This is a genomic window from Microbacterium sp. HMH0099, assembly GCF_049384025.1.
Lineage (GTDB): Bacteria > Actinomycetota > Actinomycetes > Actinomycetales > Microbacteriaceae > Microbacterium.
Genome location: NZ_JBMRJR010000007.1, coordinates 104,099 through 120,105, shown reverse-complemented (window position 1 = coordinate 120,105; position 16,007 = coordinate 104,099). Strand labels below are relative to the sequence as shown.

Below are 16,007 nucleotides of genomic sequence, written 5' to 3'. Positions count from 1 at the left end.
ATGCACGGCCCCTCTCGGCGGCCGCTGCGCGCGATCCAGCAGATTCAGATCGGCCGAGTGACTTCCACCGAAGACCAGACCCGCGACACGCTCGCGCGTCTGGCTTCGGCGGGGTTCGAGGGGATCGAGCTCAACGGCTTCATGACCCGTCCGACACCGCTCTTCGTGCGTGCGCTCACGAAGGTCGCGGGCATGCCGGTCGGGCGCGGCGGGCGGTTGGCCTGGCCGCGACTCGTTGCGGAATCGGGGATGTCGGTCGTCGCGCTGCACGAGGATCTCGGCACGATCGAACGCGAACCTCGCGCAGTCGTGGCGCGGGCAGCCGAGTTCGGCACCGTGACGATCGTGGTGACCGGCATGCACCGGTTCGATTATGGCGACGAAAGCGCGGTCGCTCAGCTGGCGCAGCGTCTGAGCGCCGCAGGTCGGGTTCTCGCCGCCGACGGTATGCGCTTGCTATATCACAATCACACCGCCGAGTTTCGACACGTGAGCTCTGGGCGTACCGCGTTCGACGTGCTGATCGAACTGACCGACCCTGATGCCGTCGGGTTCGAACTCGACTGCTTCTGGGCGGCCACTGCGGGGGCAGATCCGCTCGCGCTGCTGGACGCGGTCGGCGAGCGCGTGCGTCTGGTCCACATCACCGATCGCGGACCGCGTTTCACCGGTCCGACGATGACCCCCATCGTGAAGGTCGACAGCGTCGAGCTCGGCGCCGGAAACCTGGCGGTCAACGCGATCGTCGAGCGCGCAGCATCCCTGCATATGGACGCTGTCGTCGTCGAAACCCACAAAAACTGGATCGACGGATCCCCCCTGCGCAGCGCAGAGGTGAGCGCCCATGTGCTGCGGCGCCTCCTTCGCTGACCGATCCCGCGACCATCTCACCTGCAGAACGTGAGGGCGCTGAACAGAAGGGAGCAACGATGCTCACATGGGGGATCATCGGTACCGGAGACATCTCGGAGAAGGTGGTGGCCGACCTCACCGCGCTGCCGGACGCGACCGTCGGTGCGGTGTGGGGGAGGTCGACCGACCGGGCCAATCACTTCGCTCGAGGCCACGGCATTCCGTTCGCGACGGCGGCGCTCGACCAACTCCTTGCCCACGCGGACGTCGACGTCGTCTACATCGCCACCCCGGCGCACACGCACGCCGACATCGCCGTCGGGGCAATCCGCGCAGGCAAGCACGTGCTCATCGAGAAGCCGATCGCCACGAGCGCGGTCGACGCGGAGCGTGTGTACACCGAGGCGGCGACGGCCGGGCGCTTCGCGATGGAGGCGATGTGGATGCGGTTCAATCCGCTCTACGTTGAAATGATCGACCGAATCTGCGACGGGCTCCTCGGGTCGGTGCACAGCGTCAGAGGTAGCTTCGGAACACCGTTCCAGGCGCGGGGCCGTGTCCTCACTCCGGCGCAGGGCGGCAGCATCCTTCGAGATCGTGGCATCTATCCCGTCACCCTCGCGCACTGGTTCCTCGGCGAACCGACCGCGCTCGCTGCATCGGGGGTGTTCGAGGACGGTATCGATGTCGACGGTCACGCAACCCTCGAGTATGAAACGGGATTTGCCCAGCTGGCATGGTCGGGCATTCGTTTCCTCGATCTGACCGCGACGATCACGGGCGAGCGCGGGTGGCTCACGATTGATCCAATGTTCTGGGCCGGATCGCGCGCACGCGTGCACGCGGGCTCGGTGGAGCGGATCTTCGGTGCCCCCGAGGTGGTCGAGCATCCCCGCCAAGCGAACGGCTACGGGCCGATGCTCGCCGCGGTCACCGATGCCATCGGTCGCGGAGGCCTCGAGCATCCGTGGCATTCGCACGCGAACTCGCTCGCCATCACCCGCACTCTTGATGCGGTACTGGCGGGAATGGCGGCCTCGGACGTATGAGGCACCACACGGATGCCGTACCGCTTCTGTTTGCGACCATTTAGTTCTATTCTTGCCCGATTCGCCACCCTAGCATTGCGGTCGTCTCATACGCGCGACGTGGATCGACTCCCGTCATCGGTCGTGAGAGTATCCCCAAAGGAGTGTGAACGCGATGGCGCGTAACCCGAAACCGACAGCCAGCGAAGCAGACGGCGTCACCTACCGTCGAGCCCGCACCTGGGAGATCGCCTTCTCCCAGCTGAACAACGGTTCGGCGATGATCTTCTACGTCCTCGTCGGCCTCATGAGCTACCTGCAGAACGCCGGCTACGGCATCGCCGTGGCCGTCGCAGGCATCATCCTCACCGTCACCCGTGTGTTCGACGGTGTGATCGATCCGCTCGTCGGCCTCATCATCGAGAAGGTCCGCTTCCGATTCGGCAAGCTGCGCTTCTTCATGCTCGCCGGCTGGGCTATTCGATCGTTCGCGATCCTCATGCTGTTCGTCTGGGGATCGAACGGCGGCCTCGGGGCTGCCTTCTTCATCGCGCTATACCTCGTGTACATCATCGGCTCCTCGATGAACGATATCGCCGGTCAGATGTCGGGCCCCGTGCTTACCAACGACCCGCGCCAGCGGCCCACCGTCCAGGTGTGGGCGACCGTGTACGCCTATCTGATCCCCTCGATCTTTACGATCGTTTCGACCGTCGTCTTCCTGCCCCGCCACGGCAACGAGTTCACGGTCGGGATGCTCAGTGAGACCGCCATCACCTACGTCGCGTGCTCCTTCGTCTTCCAGATCCTCGCCTGTGTCGGCGTGGCGCGCGTCGACAAGCCGGAAAGCTTCGTCCACCTCGGGGTCACGAAGAAGGACGCCGAAGTCTCGGTCCGCGACATGTGGAACGTGCTCGCCCACAACGGAGCGTTCCTTCGATACCTGATCAGCGGGGCATCCGACAAGCTCGCTCAAGTCGTGAAGTCACAGGCTGTGATCGGAACTTTGATGTGGGGCATCCTCCTCGGCAACATGCAGCTCGGCACCACACTCAGCCTCATCGCGATCCTTCCCGGCATCGTGTTCGCGATCTTCGGTGCGCGTTACACGGGCAAGCACGGGTCGAAGGCGGCGACCGTGACGTGGACGTGGATCTGCATCATCCTCGCCGTCGTGCTCGCCGCGTTCTGCCTAATCGTCGACTTGCGCTCGGTGCTCGGCAGCCTGCCCCTCACCATCGTGTTCTTCCTCGTGTACCTGCTGCTCAACGGCGCGTCGATGGTGGTCACGGTGGCCTCGGGTGCGATGCGCGCCGACGTCATCGACTACGAGCTCGACCGCTCGGGCAAGTTCCTTCCGGCGACGGTCACGGCAACGTACAACTTCGTGGACCAGATCATCTCGTCGCTCGGTGCGACCCTCGCCCTGGGAGCCGTCGCACTGATCGGCTTCACCACGGTGATGCCGCAGCCGACCGACAGCCCGAACACCGCGATCCTGCTGATGACGATGCTGTTGTTCTTCGGCCTGCCGATCCTCGGCTGGGTCTGCACGCTGTTCGCAATGCACGGATACAAGCTGAACCGCGGGGAGATGATCGCCGTGCAGAAGCGGATCGCGGACCGCAAGGCTGAGGTGAAGGCGGAAGCCCCGGCGGAGTCCCTCGCCTGACGGCCACCGACGAGGGGTGCCGACGCGACCGCGTCGGCACCCCTCGTCAGTTTCCGTGCAGGCCGCGGTACGCCGTCGGCGTCATTCCATACTCGGCACGGAATACCTTGACGAAGTAGTTGGCGTCGTCATACCCGACAAATGTCGCGATGTCGCGTACCTCCTGAGTCGTGGTGGCGAGCAGTCGCGCGGCGCGCTCGGCCCGTCGCTGAGCGACGTACCCGGCGAGCGTCGTCCCGGTGGCCTCCTTGAAACGCCGCGCCAACGTCGAGGTCGACACCCCGAGGCGCTCGGCGAGCTCGGTGGTCGACGAGTGATTGCTCAGGTGCAGGTCGATCTCGTCGGTCACGCGCCGGATCAGAGGCGGGTAGCCGCGGACTCGATGGCGTCTGACCGCCTCGCAGAAATCGGTGATCATCTGCGACATGAAGCCCAGAGCGCGTCGCGGATCGGAGCTGTGGCCCACGCGGTGCAACCGTTGCGCGTACTCCTGGGAGATCGCGTCCACCGTCATCGGCGGCAGTCCACCGCGCTGGGCGGCGACCCGGGCCATAATCCGAAGGATGGTTGCGCCGAGGAACGGCGTGTTCAAGTAGCCGCTGATGCGCGGCATCCCGGACAGGCCCTGCAGCGCAGCGAGTGCCCGGTCGGTCGCGCCGTCCGCGACGGCATCCATGAAGTCCTGCTCGTGGCGATAGCGCTCCTCAATCACGGCGAACGAAGCGGATTGCGGCGCGTCGCCGAAGCCGGGCGCGATGGTACCCCCCTCCGCCTTCACGTGCTGCAGGGTGCCGGCAGCATCCTCACCACCACCCGCACGCAGCACCGCAGAGGCGCTGCGGTGCACATACTCGGCATCGACGATCGCGTAACGGGTGCGGTAGAGCTTGTACAGCGACAGGTAGGCGGTCGGAATCCCGAGCCGACTCATCACCTCTTCGGCTGTCCCCGGGTACATCGGCGCGTGCGTGTACGGGCCGATAACGAGAAGCCGGTCGTCCCAGCGCACCAGAGTCACCGCCATCCCGAGCGGCTCCTCGACCTCATGGATGACCTGCGCGGGCATCGCGTGAACGAACTCGCGAAGAGCGGTAGCGGTGAAGGCCGGTTGGATCTGCGGGTTGAGGCAATGGGCATCTTGAAATGACGCAAGTGCGCTCACGAGGTCGGAGGTGACGGTCACCGGACAGCTCAGCACGTCGGTGAGAACTCTGACGATGGCGGTGAAAATGTCCGGATCTGCCGTTATCGTCGCCAATGTCGTCTCAATCCGTCGGCGCGCCCCCACTCCTGCGCGGTGAGTTCTGTTCGTGCGCTTCCAGTTCTACCATCCATCCTCAACTGCTCCTAGCGTGGGGTCATGCCCGGCACATGCCGGTGCGCTGTGCGCCGAAGGAGATTACAATGACGCAGCCTCCCCGCTCTTCCGTCCGCCGGGTGACGCCGATTCTCGACGGCTGGGCGTTCGCCCCCGAAGCGCTGCCGGACGCGAGCTGGGACGAGGTCGCGTCCGCTGGATCGAACGTCGACCTGCCGCACACGTGGAATCTCTCGGACGGCTCCGCCGGTGGCGGGTACCGCCGTGGCCGTTCGACCTATGCGCGACGCGTGACCGCCGACGTCGGCGCGATCGAAACCTGGCTCGAGTTCGCCGGGGTGAACTCGAGCGCCGAGGTGTACGTCGACGGCCACCTCCTGTCGCGTCACCACGGCGGGTACTCCACATTCCGTGTCAACGTGACCGATCATCTCGTACAGGATGCCGCGACCGTCGTGGTCGTCGTCGACAACGCGGCGAACGAGACCGTGTACCCGCAGCAGGCCGACTTCACCTTCTATGGCGGCATCTACCGTGAGGTCCGGCAGATCACCGTCGGCGCGACGCACTTCGCCCTAGACACAGACGGGGGACCGGGCCTCACCGTCATGCCCCGGCTCGAAGGAGAGCGGGCCATCGTCTCGATGAGCGCCGCCGTGTCCGGGGTTGCCGGCGGCGCGGCATCCGTTCGGTTCGTCATCGACGGCGAGACGTCCGTCTCGGCGCCCGTTACAGACGGCGCCGCCCAGGCAGACCTCACGATCGAGCAGGTTCGGCGCTGGCACGGAATGCGCGACCCGCACCTCTACACCGCTCGCGCGGAGCTCCTTCACGACGATGTCGTCGTCGATGCGGTCGAGTTGCGATTCGGATGCCGCGAGTTCGAGGTCGACCCGCAGCGCGGGTTCCTGCTCAACGGAGTGGAGTACCCGCTTCGTGGCGTCTCTCGACACCAGGACTTCGAGGGCGCCGGCAATGCCATCACCGAGGACATGAAGCAGACCGACCTCGCCCTGATCCGCGAGATCGGCGCGACCACCGTTCGGCTCGCTCACTACCAGCACGATCAGCGGTTCTACGATCTGTGCGACGAGGTGGGCCTTGTGGTCTGGGCCGAGATCCCGCAGATCACGGTGTTCCTGCCCGGTGCGGTCGACAACGCCCGTCACCAGCTCACCGAGCTGATCGTGCAGAACCGTCACCACGCGAGCATCGTGTGCTGGGGTCTTTCGAACGAGATCACCCTCGCCGGCTCCGGCGAGGACGTCGTGGCTGCCCACCATGAGCTCGACGACCTCGCCCATCGCCTCGATCCGACGCGGCTGACGGCCATGGCGAACCTGTTCCTCCTCGAGACGGACCACGCCCTGGTCACCCTGCCCGACGTCATGTCATACAACCTCTACTTCGGCTGGTATGTCGGCGACGCTCCCGACAACGACATTTGGCTCGACGACTTCCACGCCGCGTACCCCGATATTGCGATCGGACTCTCGGAGTACGGTGCCGATGCCAACCCGCAGTACCAGTCCGCTGATCCCGCCAAGGGGGACTACACCGAGAGCTACCAGGCGCTGTATCACGAGCACATGGTCGGAATGATCGAGGAACGGCCGTGGCTGTGGGCCACGCACGTGTGGAACCTCGCGGACTTCGGTTCGGCCGGTCGGGACGAGGGCGGCGTCGCCGGGCGCAATCAGAAGGGTCTCGTCACGTTCGACCGCTCGCTCAAGAAGGACGCGTTCTACGTGTACAAGGCGGCCTGGGCGACCGAGCCGTTTGTCCACGTGGCCGGACGACGCCGTGCCGAGCGCGCCGAAGACGTGACCGAGGTGGTGGTGTACTCCAACCAGCCGCAGGTGACGCTGCTCGTCGATGGTGCCGAAGTAGGTACGGTCTCGGGCGCTCGGACGTTCCGGTTCGACGTGCCGCTGACAGGTGAGCACGAGATCACCGCGCGCGCCGGCGAAGAAACCGACACGGTCGTCCTGCTCAAGGTCGACGAGGTGCCCGCGGCATCCATCATGCCCACCACCACCATCGCGAACTGGTTCGACGAGGCGCCCCTGCCGGCCCCTGAGGGATTCTTCTCGATCAACGACACGCTCGCCGACATCAAGCAGTCGGAGGAGGGTGCGCCACTGATCGGCGCGGTGCTCGAAGCACTCGCGACAAGCCGAGGCGAAGTCGGTCGCGGCGTCGAGATCCCTCCGGCTATGCAGGCGATCGTCGATCGGATGAGCCTGGAGAAGCTCATCAAACAGGCAGGCAGTGTGCCTGTCGAGCAGGTCGCCGCGCTCAACGCGCAGCTCAACCTCATCGCGAAGTAAGCAGTTCTCGTGGACCATCGACTGTTTCCTTCGGACGTGCGCGTCCGTGAGCTCGCGGCCGAGCTTCACGCTGAGGTGGCAGACGCGCCGATCATCTCGCCGCACGGCCACGTGGACCCCCGTCTCTTGGCGGACGACATTTCGTTCAGCGACCCCGCCGAGCTCTTCCTCACCCGCGATCACTACGTCACGCGCCTGCTCCATGCGAGCGGGGTGTCGCTCGGTGATCTCGGGCTCGACTCGGGGCGCGCCGTCGATCCCCGCGAGGCGTGGAGCATCCTCGCCGCCCACTGGCACCGCTTCGCCGGGACGGCCAGCGGGTACTGGCTAACTGACGAGCTTATGAGTCTTTTTGGGGTCGACGAGGAGCTCGCCCCCGAGACCTCTGACCGCATCTACGATCGCGTGGCGGCGGCGTTGGCCGAGCCCGCGTTCCGACCCCGTGCTCTTTTCGAGCGGTTCCGTATCGACGTGCTCGCCACCACAGACGACCCGCTCGACGACCTGGCACCGCACGCGCGCCTCGCCGCGGACCCGACGTTCCGCGGTCGCGTGCTTCCGACCTTCCGCCCCGACGCGTACCTGGATCCGGAGGCTCCCGGGTTCGCCGATCGGGTCGGGCTTCTGCTCGCGGCGACCAACAAGCCGACGACGTTCGTGGGGTACCTGGAGGCGCTGCAGGACCGCCGGGAGTACTTCCTCGACCACGGAGCCGTGTCTGCGGACCACGGTGTGGTCGAGCCGTTCACGACTGATCTGGACCCGCAAGAGGCCGACGAACTGTTTCGTGCGGCGCTGGCAGGGACCGTGGATGCTGCGGCCGCCCGCGTCTTCCGCGGCCACATGCTGCTTCAGATGGCACGCATGAGCGTGTCGGATGGACTGGTCATGACGGTGCACCCCGGCGTAAATCGCAACCACCATCAGCCGACCTTCGAACGATTCGGACCCGATACCGGTCACGACATCCCCGTGAGCACCGAGTACACGTACAACCTTCGTCCGCTCCTGAACGCCTTTGGTACCGCGCCAGGGTTCCACCTCGTGCTGTTCGCGGTGGATGAGACGGTGCACTCGCGGGAGGTGGCGCCTCTCGCCGGCTTCTATCCGAGCGTGTTCATCGGCGCACCGTGGTGGTTCCTCGACGCGCCCGACGCGATCCAGCGGTGGCGGTCGGCTGTCACCGAGACCGCAGGCTTCTACCGGTCGAGCGGCTTCATCGACGACACGCGTGCATTCCTTTCGATTCCTGCAAGGCATGACACGGCACGACGATCGGATGCCGCGTTCCTCGCGCGTCTCGTCGTCGAGGGGCGCGTCAGCCTGCCGACCGCGCGCAGGGTGGCCCGGGATCTCGTCGACGCGATACCGCGAAAGGTCTTCAAACTGTGACCCCATCACTCCTCACCCGCGACGAGCTCTCCAGACGCCTGGGGGAGGCAGCTGCTGCGCCCGCTCCGGTGCGGATCATCCATCTGGGTCTCGGGCACTTCTTCCGTGCGCACCAGGCCTGGTACACAGCCCATGCCCCAGATGCGGCGCAATGGGGGATCGCGGCGTTCACCGGGCGCAGTCTCGCGAGCGCCGAAACCCTCAACGGGCAGGGTGGACTGTTCACGCTCGTCGAGCGTGGGCCTGAGGCGGATCGACTTGAGGTGGTCCCGAGTGTCGTCGAGGCGGTCGCGGGTAACGATGTCGAGCGCCTCGACATGTTCGCTCGTGACCCGCAGGTCGCCGTGATCACGCTCACCGTGACCGAGAGCGGGTACCGGCTGACGGCCTCAGGGCTTCCCGACCTCGACGATGGGGACGTGCGCGCAGACCTCGACACCCTGCGCTCCGACACGCATGCGGCATCCACGATCCTCGGCCGGCTGAGCACAATCTTCCGAGCGCGCCGGAACGCGGCCGCCGGGCCGATCGCTGTCGTCCCCTGCGACAACATCCCCGGCAACGGCGACTTCGTCGCGCGCGGGGTCACCGCGTTCGCCGAGCTGGTCGACCCCGCGCTCGCGGCGTGGATCACCGCGAACGTATCGTTCGTGAGCACATCGGTCGATCGCATCACCCCTCACACCGACGAGGTCCCCGCCGTCGTTTCGGACGCGGGCTGGCTCGACGGCCTGACGGTGATTACCGAGCCGTTCTCGGACTGGGTGCTCGCGGGCGACTTCCCCGCGGGAAGACCCGGCTGGGAGAGCGCCGGCGCCCGATTCGTCGACGACATCGAACCGTGGGAGAACCGCAAGCTGTGGCTGCTCAACGGCGCCCACAGCCTCCTCACCTTCGCGGGCATGCCGCGCGGGCTTCGAACGGTCGCCGAAGCGATCGCCGACCCTGAGTGCCGTGCCCTCGTCGAGTCGTTCTGGAGCGAGGCCGTCGCCTGCCTCCCCGAAGGCACCGAGCATGTGCAGTACCGGCGCCAGCTCATCGACCGCTTCGAGAATCCCCGTATCGTCCACAGGCTCGCCCAGATCGCCGCTGAGGCGACGACGAAGGTGAAGTTCCGGTTCGCGGCCGTCGCCGAGCGTTCGATGGCAGATGGTCGGGATGCCTCGGCCAGTGCGCGCGCCCTCGCGACCTGGATTGCCTGGCTGCGCACCGACCCTGGAGCCGCCGACGTGCGAGCCGACGCGGTCGCAGCTGCCGAGTCATCCGACGATCCCGTCTCAGCACTCATCGGACTCGTCTCGCCGACGCTCGCGGCCGGGCACGGCTTCGTCGATCAGGTCCGTCGATTCGTCCCGTCGGTGACGGTGATGGCTGATCAGACATGGTCTTCGGTCGCTGACCGAACCTGACTTACAACCGTTCCACTGTTCCAAGGAGAACTCATGATCATCGATAAGGCCGAGGTCATTGTCACCAGCCCTGACCGCAACTTCGTCACGTTGAAGCTCACGACCGATGAGGGCCACACGGGGCTGGGGGACGCGACCCTGAACGGTCGCGAGCTGGCCGTCGTCGCCTATCTCACCGAGCATGTGGTGCCGTTGCTCATCGGCAGCGATGCCAGCAGGATCGAGGACACGTGGCAGTTTCTTTACCGCTCGGCGTATTGGCGGCGTGGTCCGGTCACAATGGCGGCGTCCGCTGCGGTGGACATGGCGCTGTGGGACATCAAGGGCAAGGCTGCGGGGATGCCGGTGTACCAGCTGCTGGGTGGGGCGTCGCGCAACGGTCTCATGGCATACGGGCATGCGTCGGGCAAGGAGCTTCCTGAGCTGTTCGACTCGATTCGATCCCATCAGGAGCAGGGGTACAAGGCGATCCGGGTGCAGACCGGTGTGCCGACGTTGAAGGCGATCTACGGGATCGCCGCGCAGGGTGCGGATGTCGGCGACGCGACCGTCAGATATGACCACGAGCCAGCCCGTCGCGGCGCGAAGCCTGTCGAGGAGGATTGGGATACCCGCGCGTACCTCAACCACCTGCCTGGAGTGTTCGAGGCGGTGAGAAACGAGTTCGGTCCCGACATTCCGCTGCTGCACGATGGGCATCACCGGATGACTCCGATCCAGGCGGCACGTCTCGGTAAGGATCTCGAGCCGTACGACCTGTTCTGGCTGGAGGACTGCACCCCTGCCGAGAACCAGGAGGCGCTGCGGCTGGTTCGTCAGCACACCACGACGCCGCTCGCGATCGGAGAGATCTTCAACACGGTGTGGGACTTCAAGGACATCATTCGCGACCAGCTCATCGACTACGTCCGCGGCGCCGTAACCCACATGGGCGGAATCACGGCGCTGAAGAAGACGCTCGACTATGCGGCGCTGTACCAGATCAAGTCGGGCATGCACGGGCCGACCGACATCTCGCCGGTCGGCATGGCCGCCGCGATGCACCTGGGTCTCAGCATCCACAACTTCGGCATTCAGGAGTACATGAAGCACGGGCAGCGCACAGATCAAGTCTTCGAGCAGTCATTTACCTGGACCGACGGGTACCTCCACCCCGGCGACAAGCCTGGCCTTGGCGTCGACCTCAACGTCGACGAAGCGGGCAAGTACCCGTACGAGCAGGCGTACCTGCCATACAACCGCCTTCTCGACGGCACCGTCCACGATTGGTGAGTGCAATGGATGCCGCGGCCGGCGCCCGTTCGTTGCCGATCGCGGTCGTCGTGATGGGGCGGAGGGCGACGTCACGCACCCAGGCGTGGCCTTCCGCGATGCCGATGTAGACCGTCATGACCTCACCAATCCTGCTTGGCCGGGGCAATGATGATGTCGTTGATGGTGACGTTTTCAGTTGATCTCGCGCATACGAGACGGCTCCCGAAACCTGTTCCGGAGTGATGGCCATCCCGTTCGGCATGCATACCTCTAAAGCACGGGAGAGACCACGCGTCGTTTACGTTCCGTGGATCGACAAACTATTAGTAGATAGCCGAGCGTCGCTCGTCTTCGCTGCCCCGCAAGTCGCACATGCCCAAGACCGCTGCGAGACGGGCGATAAGGTCTGCGCCACTATCGAAAAACGCCTCGTGGCGCTCTGACTGAGTCCTCTGTGAAGCCGTTGAGTCCACGATACCGACCGTCCGCCTTCGGCATATGGCCTGCATCCCGTCGTAGATAAAGATTCCTGAGCGCGTTCCCTACTTTACGGGCGACCACCGGTCACCGTTCCGAATGTGTTCGCGCCGATAATCGACGTTATGTTGGCGTGCTGCGAGTAGAACCGATTGCTCAATCCCGGATCAGTGCAGGGGGTGCCGGAAGCGAGTTTCGGTACAACCGTCTGCTGCATCCTGCAACCCGGCTCCTTCCGATCTTGGGTGAACACAGACTGTTGCGATGCGCCGAGTGTTGTACGCGGGGGGCGAGTTCGTCACCACTGATGTGACCGCGACGAGCCTCTTGCGGTTTACTGCGGGTCTCGGCGCCATCGGCACGGCCGACATCGTCGAGGTGCCCATCGCGCGCAAGGATACCGAGGTGGGTTCCGTGACGGCGCAGTTGGTGATTAACTCCTCGTCGGACATCCTGACCCTGCCGGCCGCGTGGTCGGGGGTGGAACCAGACTTTTCCGGCGAGGCGCTAATGCTGCAGATGCGCCCTGGCTACCCACGCTCCCCGTCCCGGAACGTGCCTGTGAATCCGCGACCGCGTTGGGCGTACGAGCCCGAGTTCGGCGGTTGGTAGACGACGTCCAACCTGCTGCTTGAGACGTGCTCTTCCACATCGTCGATGACCTCCTGGGTCGGTGAAGACACGTTCCGGCAGAGAAGCTGCCTCAGGAATCCGTTTGCGCGTCCCATGACGCCCTTCAACTCTGGATCGCAAGCTGGTGGGAGCAGAATCCTCGTTGTGAGCGTCCCTCTGAAAGACGCCGCGGCAATCCTGGGCGTGGAGTTCTTCGACGCAAGGACCTAGCACTCATAAGTCGCTCGGACTGACGCACTCGAGGTCTGGAACCGCCACTACGAGTGACATCGGCCCCACGGCGTCCATAACGGCCAGCCGCTGGCGCCCGCAAATCCGGCGCGCGTCAACAACGTCACGGGTCCCTACACCCAGAAGTGAGCTGAGTCTCACGTTCCCCACACGCAGCGCCCAGCCTATGATGCTGCTTGGCGTCCTCGGCACATCCCCGCCAACTCACTTAGCGCACACCACACTGAACACGCTCTCGACACCTCGCGGCAGCCCAGTGGTTCCAGCATCGTATGCGAGACGTGGCGTCAATCCTGGCCGGTGGAGGACTATTTCCAGAGAGAGCACGTTGCGTCGAGCGGCGATGCATCTATTTCGGGTGTGTAATAAGACAGCGCCCACACCATGCGGCGAGGCACTGGCTTGCCCCTCAAGGAACGAGCGAAGTCACTCCTATTTGACGGAGGCGTCGACAGAGTCGACCGGTATGACTACAGAGCCGCTGTAGCGATTCTCCCCGTAGAGGAGCGTTGTATCCGCCGGAAGGTTGACGACTACTCGCTCTCGGTCCACGAGCACCTCAATATCGCCGCGGGGCGTCGGAACGACCGCTCCCGCCCAATCCAGATCTCCCAAATCCGGGCTCAAGCTCACTTCGCGCCAGCCGTCAGCGACGGGTTCCAGCCCCAGGATTATCGTCGGCAGCGCCGCGGCCGGTCCGGCCGACCATGCATGCGTCAGACTCTTCCCGAACGGTCTGCCGTACATCTCCCACGGTGACGCGTCGTCGCTTGAAAACTCCTCCCAGAATGTCGCGGAGCCTTCGTTCTGCATACCGCCCCACATGCGACGCAGGTGGGAGAGCGCTTCGGCTCGTCCACCGAGGCGGGCCAATACCAACAGTCCGAAGGTGCGCATGAACGGGGTGCCGGCGCTATTGGAGAGGATCGCTTGCTGCATCCCATTCGTTGCGGCGCCTTCCGGGGGTTGCAGCTGAGCGATTGGCGCCAGGAAATTGGGGTACGCGGAGATTTCGTCGCCGCCAAGGTACATGCTCCAACGTTCGTGGCGTGAGTCCCACGCCTGCTCTCGCAGGGTCGACGAGAGCTTGTCTGCGAGCTCTTTGGCGCGCGTAGCGGCGGGGTGACCCGCGATGGTCAGGACGCGGCCGGCACCTCTCAGCGCCCAGAACCAGAGAATCTGCGTGGCTGTCAGTACGCGACCCGCCTCCACATCGAGGCCCCAGTCCAGGAAGATGCCCCCGGGGCCGGCATGGGCGAACTGCTCGGGGTGATCGCTCGTGCGCAGCAGCCCGTCCGAAGGCGACGCGCACTCGATGAGCCCGTCGAGAACGTTCACGATGTGTGGGGCCAGCTCTCCGAGGTAGCGGCGGTCTTCGAAGTAGACCTGGAAGAGGTCGTGCGAGATTAACCACCAGAGGGAGTAGTCAGCGATTCCGTTGATGTAGCCGTCGCGCGGGCGCCCGAGTGCGGTAAGCGTGTCGCGGGTGGGTTGTGGGTCAGCGAACGCATACGCGTTCGTCAGCACCGCAAGTGCGTTGTCACCGGCCCACGGCATGCGGTCTCTCCTGATGCCGTCCACGACGAAGGTCTGAAGGCAGGAACGCAGCGTGAATGCTCCTCTGGCCCTCGCCGCGAATGCGCCGCGGCGCGGCGCCGAGCTCGTCGAGACGAGGCGTGATCCCCGCGGGGCCGCCGAACGACGACGGCGACAGCGCGTCCATGTCGTCGGCGGTGATGAGGACGACGTTCGTCACAGTTTTACGGGTCATGCGTAATACAACTCCTCGAGGGCGATGGCGGCGGCGCCGCGAATGAGGAATTCGTCACGTGCGTCCGCGGCCTCGATCCGCAGCGACTCCCGCAGAAGCGGTAGAATGCGTTCCCGCGTCGCGGCATCGAAGCGAAGCAGAGTGGCGGGGGCTATGCTGGCCAGCGTGCCGCCGACCAGGACCAAGGCCGGCGTGAAGAGGTTCACGATGGTCGCGATCGCGCTGACGAGCTTGTCGATGATGTCGTCTTCGAGCTCGCGAGCGCCGGCGATGCCTGCCGAAGCGAATTCGTCGAGCTCGCGCATCATCTCCGGCTGACGCTCACGCTTGCCCCGAAGCGCCTCGAGTTGCGGTCCCAAGTACGGCTCTGCGGCGACCGTCTCCAAGCATCCGTACGCCCCGCAACTGCACAGCCTGCCGTTTTCGACGACGCGCAGATGTCCGAGGTAGCTCTCACCGCCGCGGCCGGGTATCCCAGCGAACGGCCCGCCCTTGAGGGCGGTCGCACGCGATTCGCCCTGAATCGTTTAAGGCGATGCTAGAGCACCGCAGCGCGCTCATCTACTCCGGCTCACACTGGCCGCGGCCGGCACGGCGGGCGGACAAAGTCCGGAATCGCGCACAGCGCCGCTTAGCACTCCGTGGAGGCCCGCGCGATGAGCTCCGGCGAGAATACCGTCTGACGCCTGGGCCGTTCGGGATCGTCGGCCTCGTCCAGCAGGATGCGCATGGCGGTGCCGCCGATGAGCGTGCTGGGCTGGCGCACAGAGGTGAGGGGAACGGCCGCGGCGGCGGCGAAGGGGATGTCGTCGAAACCGACGACGGCGATCTCGTCGGGGACCAGCATCCGCCCCTTCACGATGAGCCCTTGCAGCAGCCCGAGGGCGAGCAGATCGTTCGCGGCAAAGACCGCGTCAGGGCGATCGGCGCGATCGCGCGCTAGGATGCGTTGCGCGGCCGCGACCCCCTCGGCCACCGTCATGGCCCGCGTCGGTGTCACCTCGAGCGTGGCGGGGAGCCCGCTGTTGTCGACGGCGCTGCGCGCCCCGGCGAGTCGATCCGTCACCTGCCGGATGTCGAAGCTGCCGCCGACGAAGGCGATGCGTCGCCGTCCGCGCGCGAGAAGGTGCTGCGCCGCCAGGTGTCCGCCGGCGACACTGTCGACCGAAACCGAGGAGAAGAGCCCGTCCCCCGAGAAGCGGTCGATGAGCACGGACGGTATGCCGCGAGCGCGCAGGCGATCCAGTCGTGACGTCACGTCGCCGTACGGCGCGATCAGCAGGCCCCGCACCATCTGCTGCTGGAACAGGTCGATGTAGAGCAATTCGCGTGCGGCGTCCTCGTCGCTGTTGCCGTGCAGGAGCGCCAGACCGCGAGTGATCGCCTCGTCCTCCGCTCCACCGACCACCGCCGCGAAGAAGGGATTCCGGCCGTCGAGAGTCACGAATCCGACGGTCGTGCTCACCCCCGCGCGCAGCTGGCGAGCGGCGTCGTTGCGGACGTAGCCCAGGCGCTCGATCGCCAGACTGACGCGCTCGACCGAGGATGCCGAGACCGTCTCCGGTCTGTTGAGGACGTTCGAGACCGTGCCCACGGACACCCCGGCGAGGGTGGCGACGTCGCGGATGCTGACGGTCACG

At 65.6% G+C, this 16,007-nt stretch carries 13 protein-coding genes; 8 read left to right on the top strand and 5 right to left on the bottom strand.

Features of this window, described 5'->3' with window-relative positions; genetic code table 11:
* From ACO03V_RS15715 to ACO03V_RS15705, 3 genes are all read left to right on the top strand, one after another.
* On the top strand, window positions 1-870 hold the full coding sequence (locus ACO03V_RS15715; RefSeq protein ID WP_423138272.1) for a sugar phosphate isomerase/epimerase family protein: 870 nt from the start codon (window positions 1-3) through the stop codon (window positions 868-870).
* 59 nt (window positions 871-929) lie between these two features.
* Entirely contained in the window at window positions 930-1,901 is a 972-nt protein-coding gene (locus ACO03V_RS15710; RefSeq protein WP_423138271.1) for a Gfo/Idh/MocA family protein, read from the top strand.
* 154 nt (window positions 1,902-2,055) lie between these two features.
* Window positions 2,056-3,552 (top strand): MFS transporter, encoded by a 1,497-nt coding sequence (locus ACO03V_RS15705; protein WP_423138270.1) that lies wholly within the window; start codon window positions 2,056-2,058, stop codon window positions 3,550-3,552.
* Window positions 3,553-3,598: 46 nt separating this feature from the next.
* Here ACO03V_RS15705 and ACO03V_RS15700 read toward each other — a convergent pair whose 3' ends face one another.
* The gene (locus ACO03V_RS15700; RefSeq protein ID WP_423138269.1) at window positions 3,599-4,810 is read right to left on the bottom strand and encodes a helix-turn-helix domain-containing protein; all 1,212 of its coding nucleotides are present in this window, start codon (window positions 4,808-4,810) and stop codon (window positions 3,599-3,601) included.
* A gap of 146 nt (window positions 4,811-4,956) precedes the next feature.
* Here ACO03V_RS15700 and ACO03V_RS15695 point away from each other — a divergent pair, with 146 nt between their 5' ends.
* The 5 genes from ACO03V_RS15695 to ACO03V_RS15675 all read left to right on the top strand — a co-directional run bounded on the left by ACO03V_RS15695 (window position 4,957) and on the right by ACO03V_RS15675 (window position 12,344).
* Window positions 4,957-7,200: a glycoside hydrolase family 2 protein gene (locus ACO03V_RS15695; RefSeq protein ID WP_423138268.1), complete on the top strand. Its 2,244-nt coding sequence runs from the start codon at window positions 4,957-4,959 to the stop codon at window positions 7,198-7,200.
* Between the two features lie 36 nt (window positions 7,201-7,236).
* The gene (uxaC, locus tag ACO03V_RS15690) at window positions 7,237-8,592 is read left to right on the top strand and encodes a glucuronate isomerase (protein WP_423138267.1); all 1,356 of its coding nucleotides are present in this window, start codon (window positions 7,237-7,239) and stop codon (window positions 8,590-8,592) included.
* The gene (locus ACO03V_RS15685) at window positions 8,589-10,001 is read left to right on the top strand and encodes a mannitol dehydrogenase family protein (RefSeq protein ID WP_423138266.1); all 1,413 of its coding nucleotides are present in this window, start codon (window positions 8,589-8,591) and stop codon (window positions 9,999-10,001) included. The genes uxaC and ACO03V_RS15685 overlap by 4 nt, the downstream gene beginning before the upstream one ends.
* A gap of 33 nt (window positions 10,002-10,034) precedes the next feature.
* On the top strand, window positions 10,035-11,273 hold the full coding sequence (manD, locus tag ACO03V_RS15680; RefSeq protein ID WP_423138265.1) for a D-mannonate dehydratase ManD: 1,239 nt from the start codon (window positions 10,035-10,037) through the stop codon (window positions 11,271-11,273).
* Between the two features lie 723 nt (window positions 11,274-11,996).
* Window positions 11,997-12,344, top strand: a complete 348-nt coding sequence (locus ACO03V_RS15675; protein ID WP_423138264.1) for a hypothetical protein — start codon at window positions 11,997-11,999, stop codon at window positions 12,342-12,344.
* Window positions 12,345-13,028: 684 nt separating this feature from the next.
* Here ACO03V_RS15675 and ACO03V_RS15670 read toward each other — a convergent pair.
* The 4 genes from ACO03V_RS15670 to ACO03V_RS15655 form a co-directional block, all read right to left on the bottom strand.
* Window positions 13,029-14,153 carry an alpha-L-rhamnosidase C-terminal domain-containing protein gene (locus ACO03V_RS15670; protein WP_423138263.1) on the bottom strand — a complete coding sequence of 375 codons (1,125 nt, stop codon included), beginning with the start codon at window positions 14,151-14,153 and terminating at the stop codon, window positions 13,029-13,031.
* Complete coding sequence (locus tag ACO03V_RS15665; RefSeq protein WP_423138262.1) at window positions 14,137-14,352, bottom strand: hypothetical protein; 216 nt, start codon at window positions 14,350-14,352, stop codon at window positions 14,137-14,139. The genes ACO03V_RS15670 and ACO03V_RS15665 overlap by 17 nt, the downstream gene beginning before the upstream one ends.
* Before the next feature lie 11 nt (window positions 14,353-14,363).
* Window positions 14,364-14,891: an ROK family protein gene (locus ACO03V_RS15660; RefSeq protein WP_423138308.1), complete on the bottom strand. Its 528-nt coding sequence runs from the start codon at window positions 14,889-14,891 to the stop codon at window positions 14,364-14,366.
* Window positions 14,892-14,998: 107 nt separating this feature from the next.
* Entirely contained in the window at window positions 14,999-16,006 is a 1,008-nt protein-coding gene (locus tag ACO03V_RS15655; protein ID WP_423138261.1) for a LacI family DNA-binding transcriptional regulator, read from the bottom strand.
* Between the last annotated feature and the right edge of the window lies 1 nt (window position 16,007).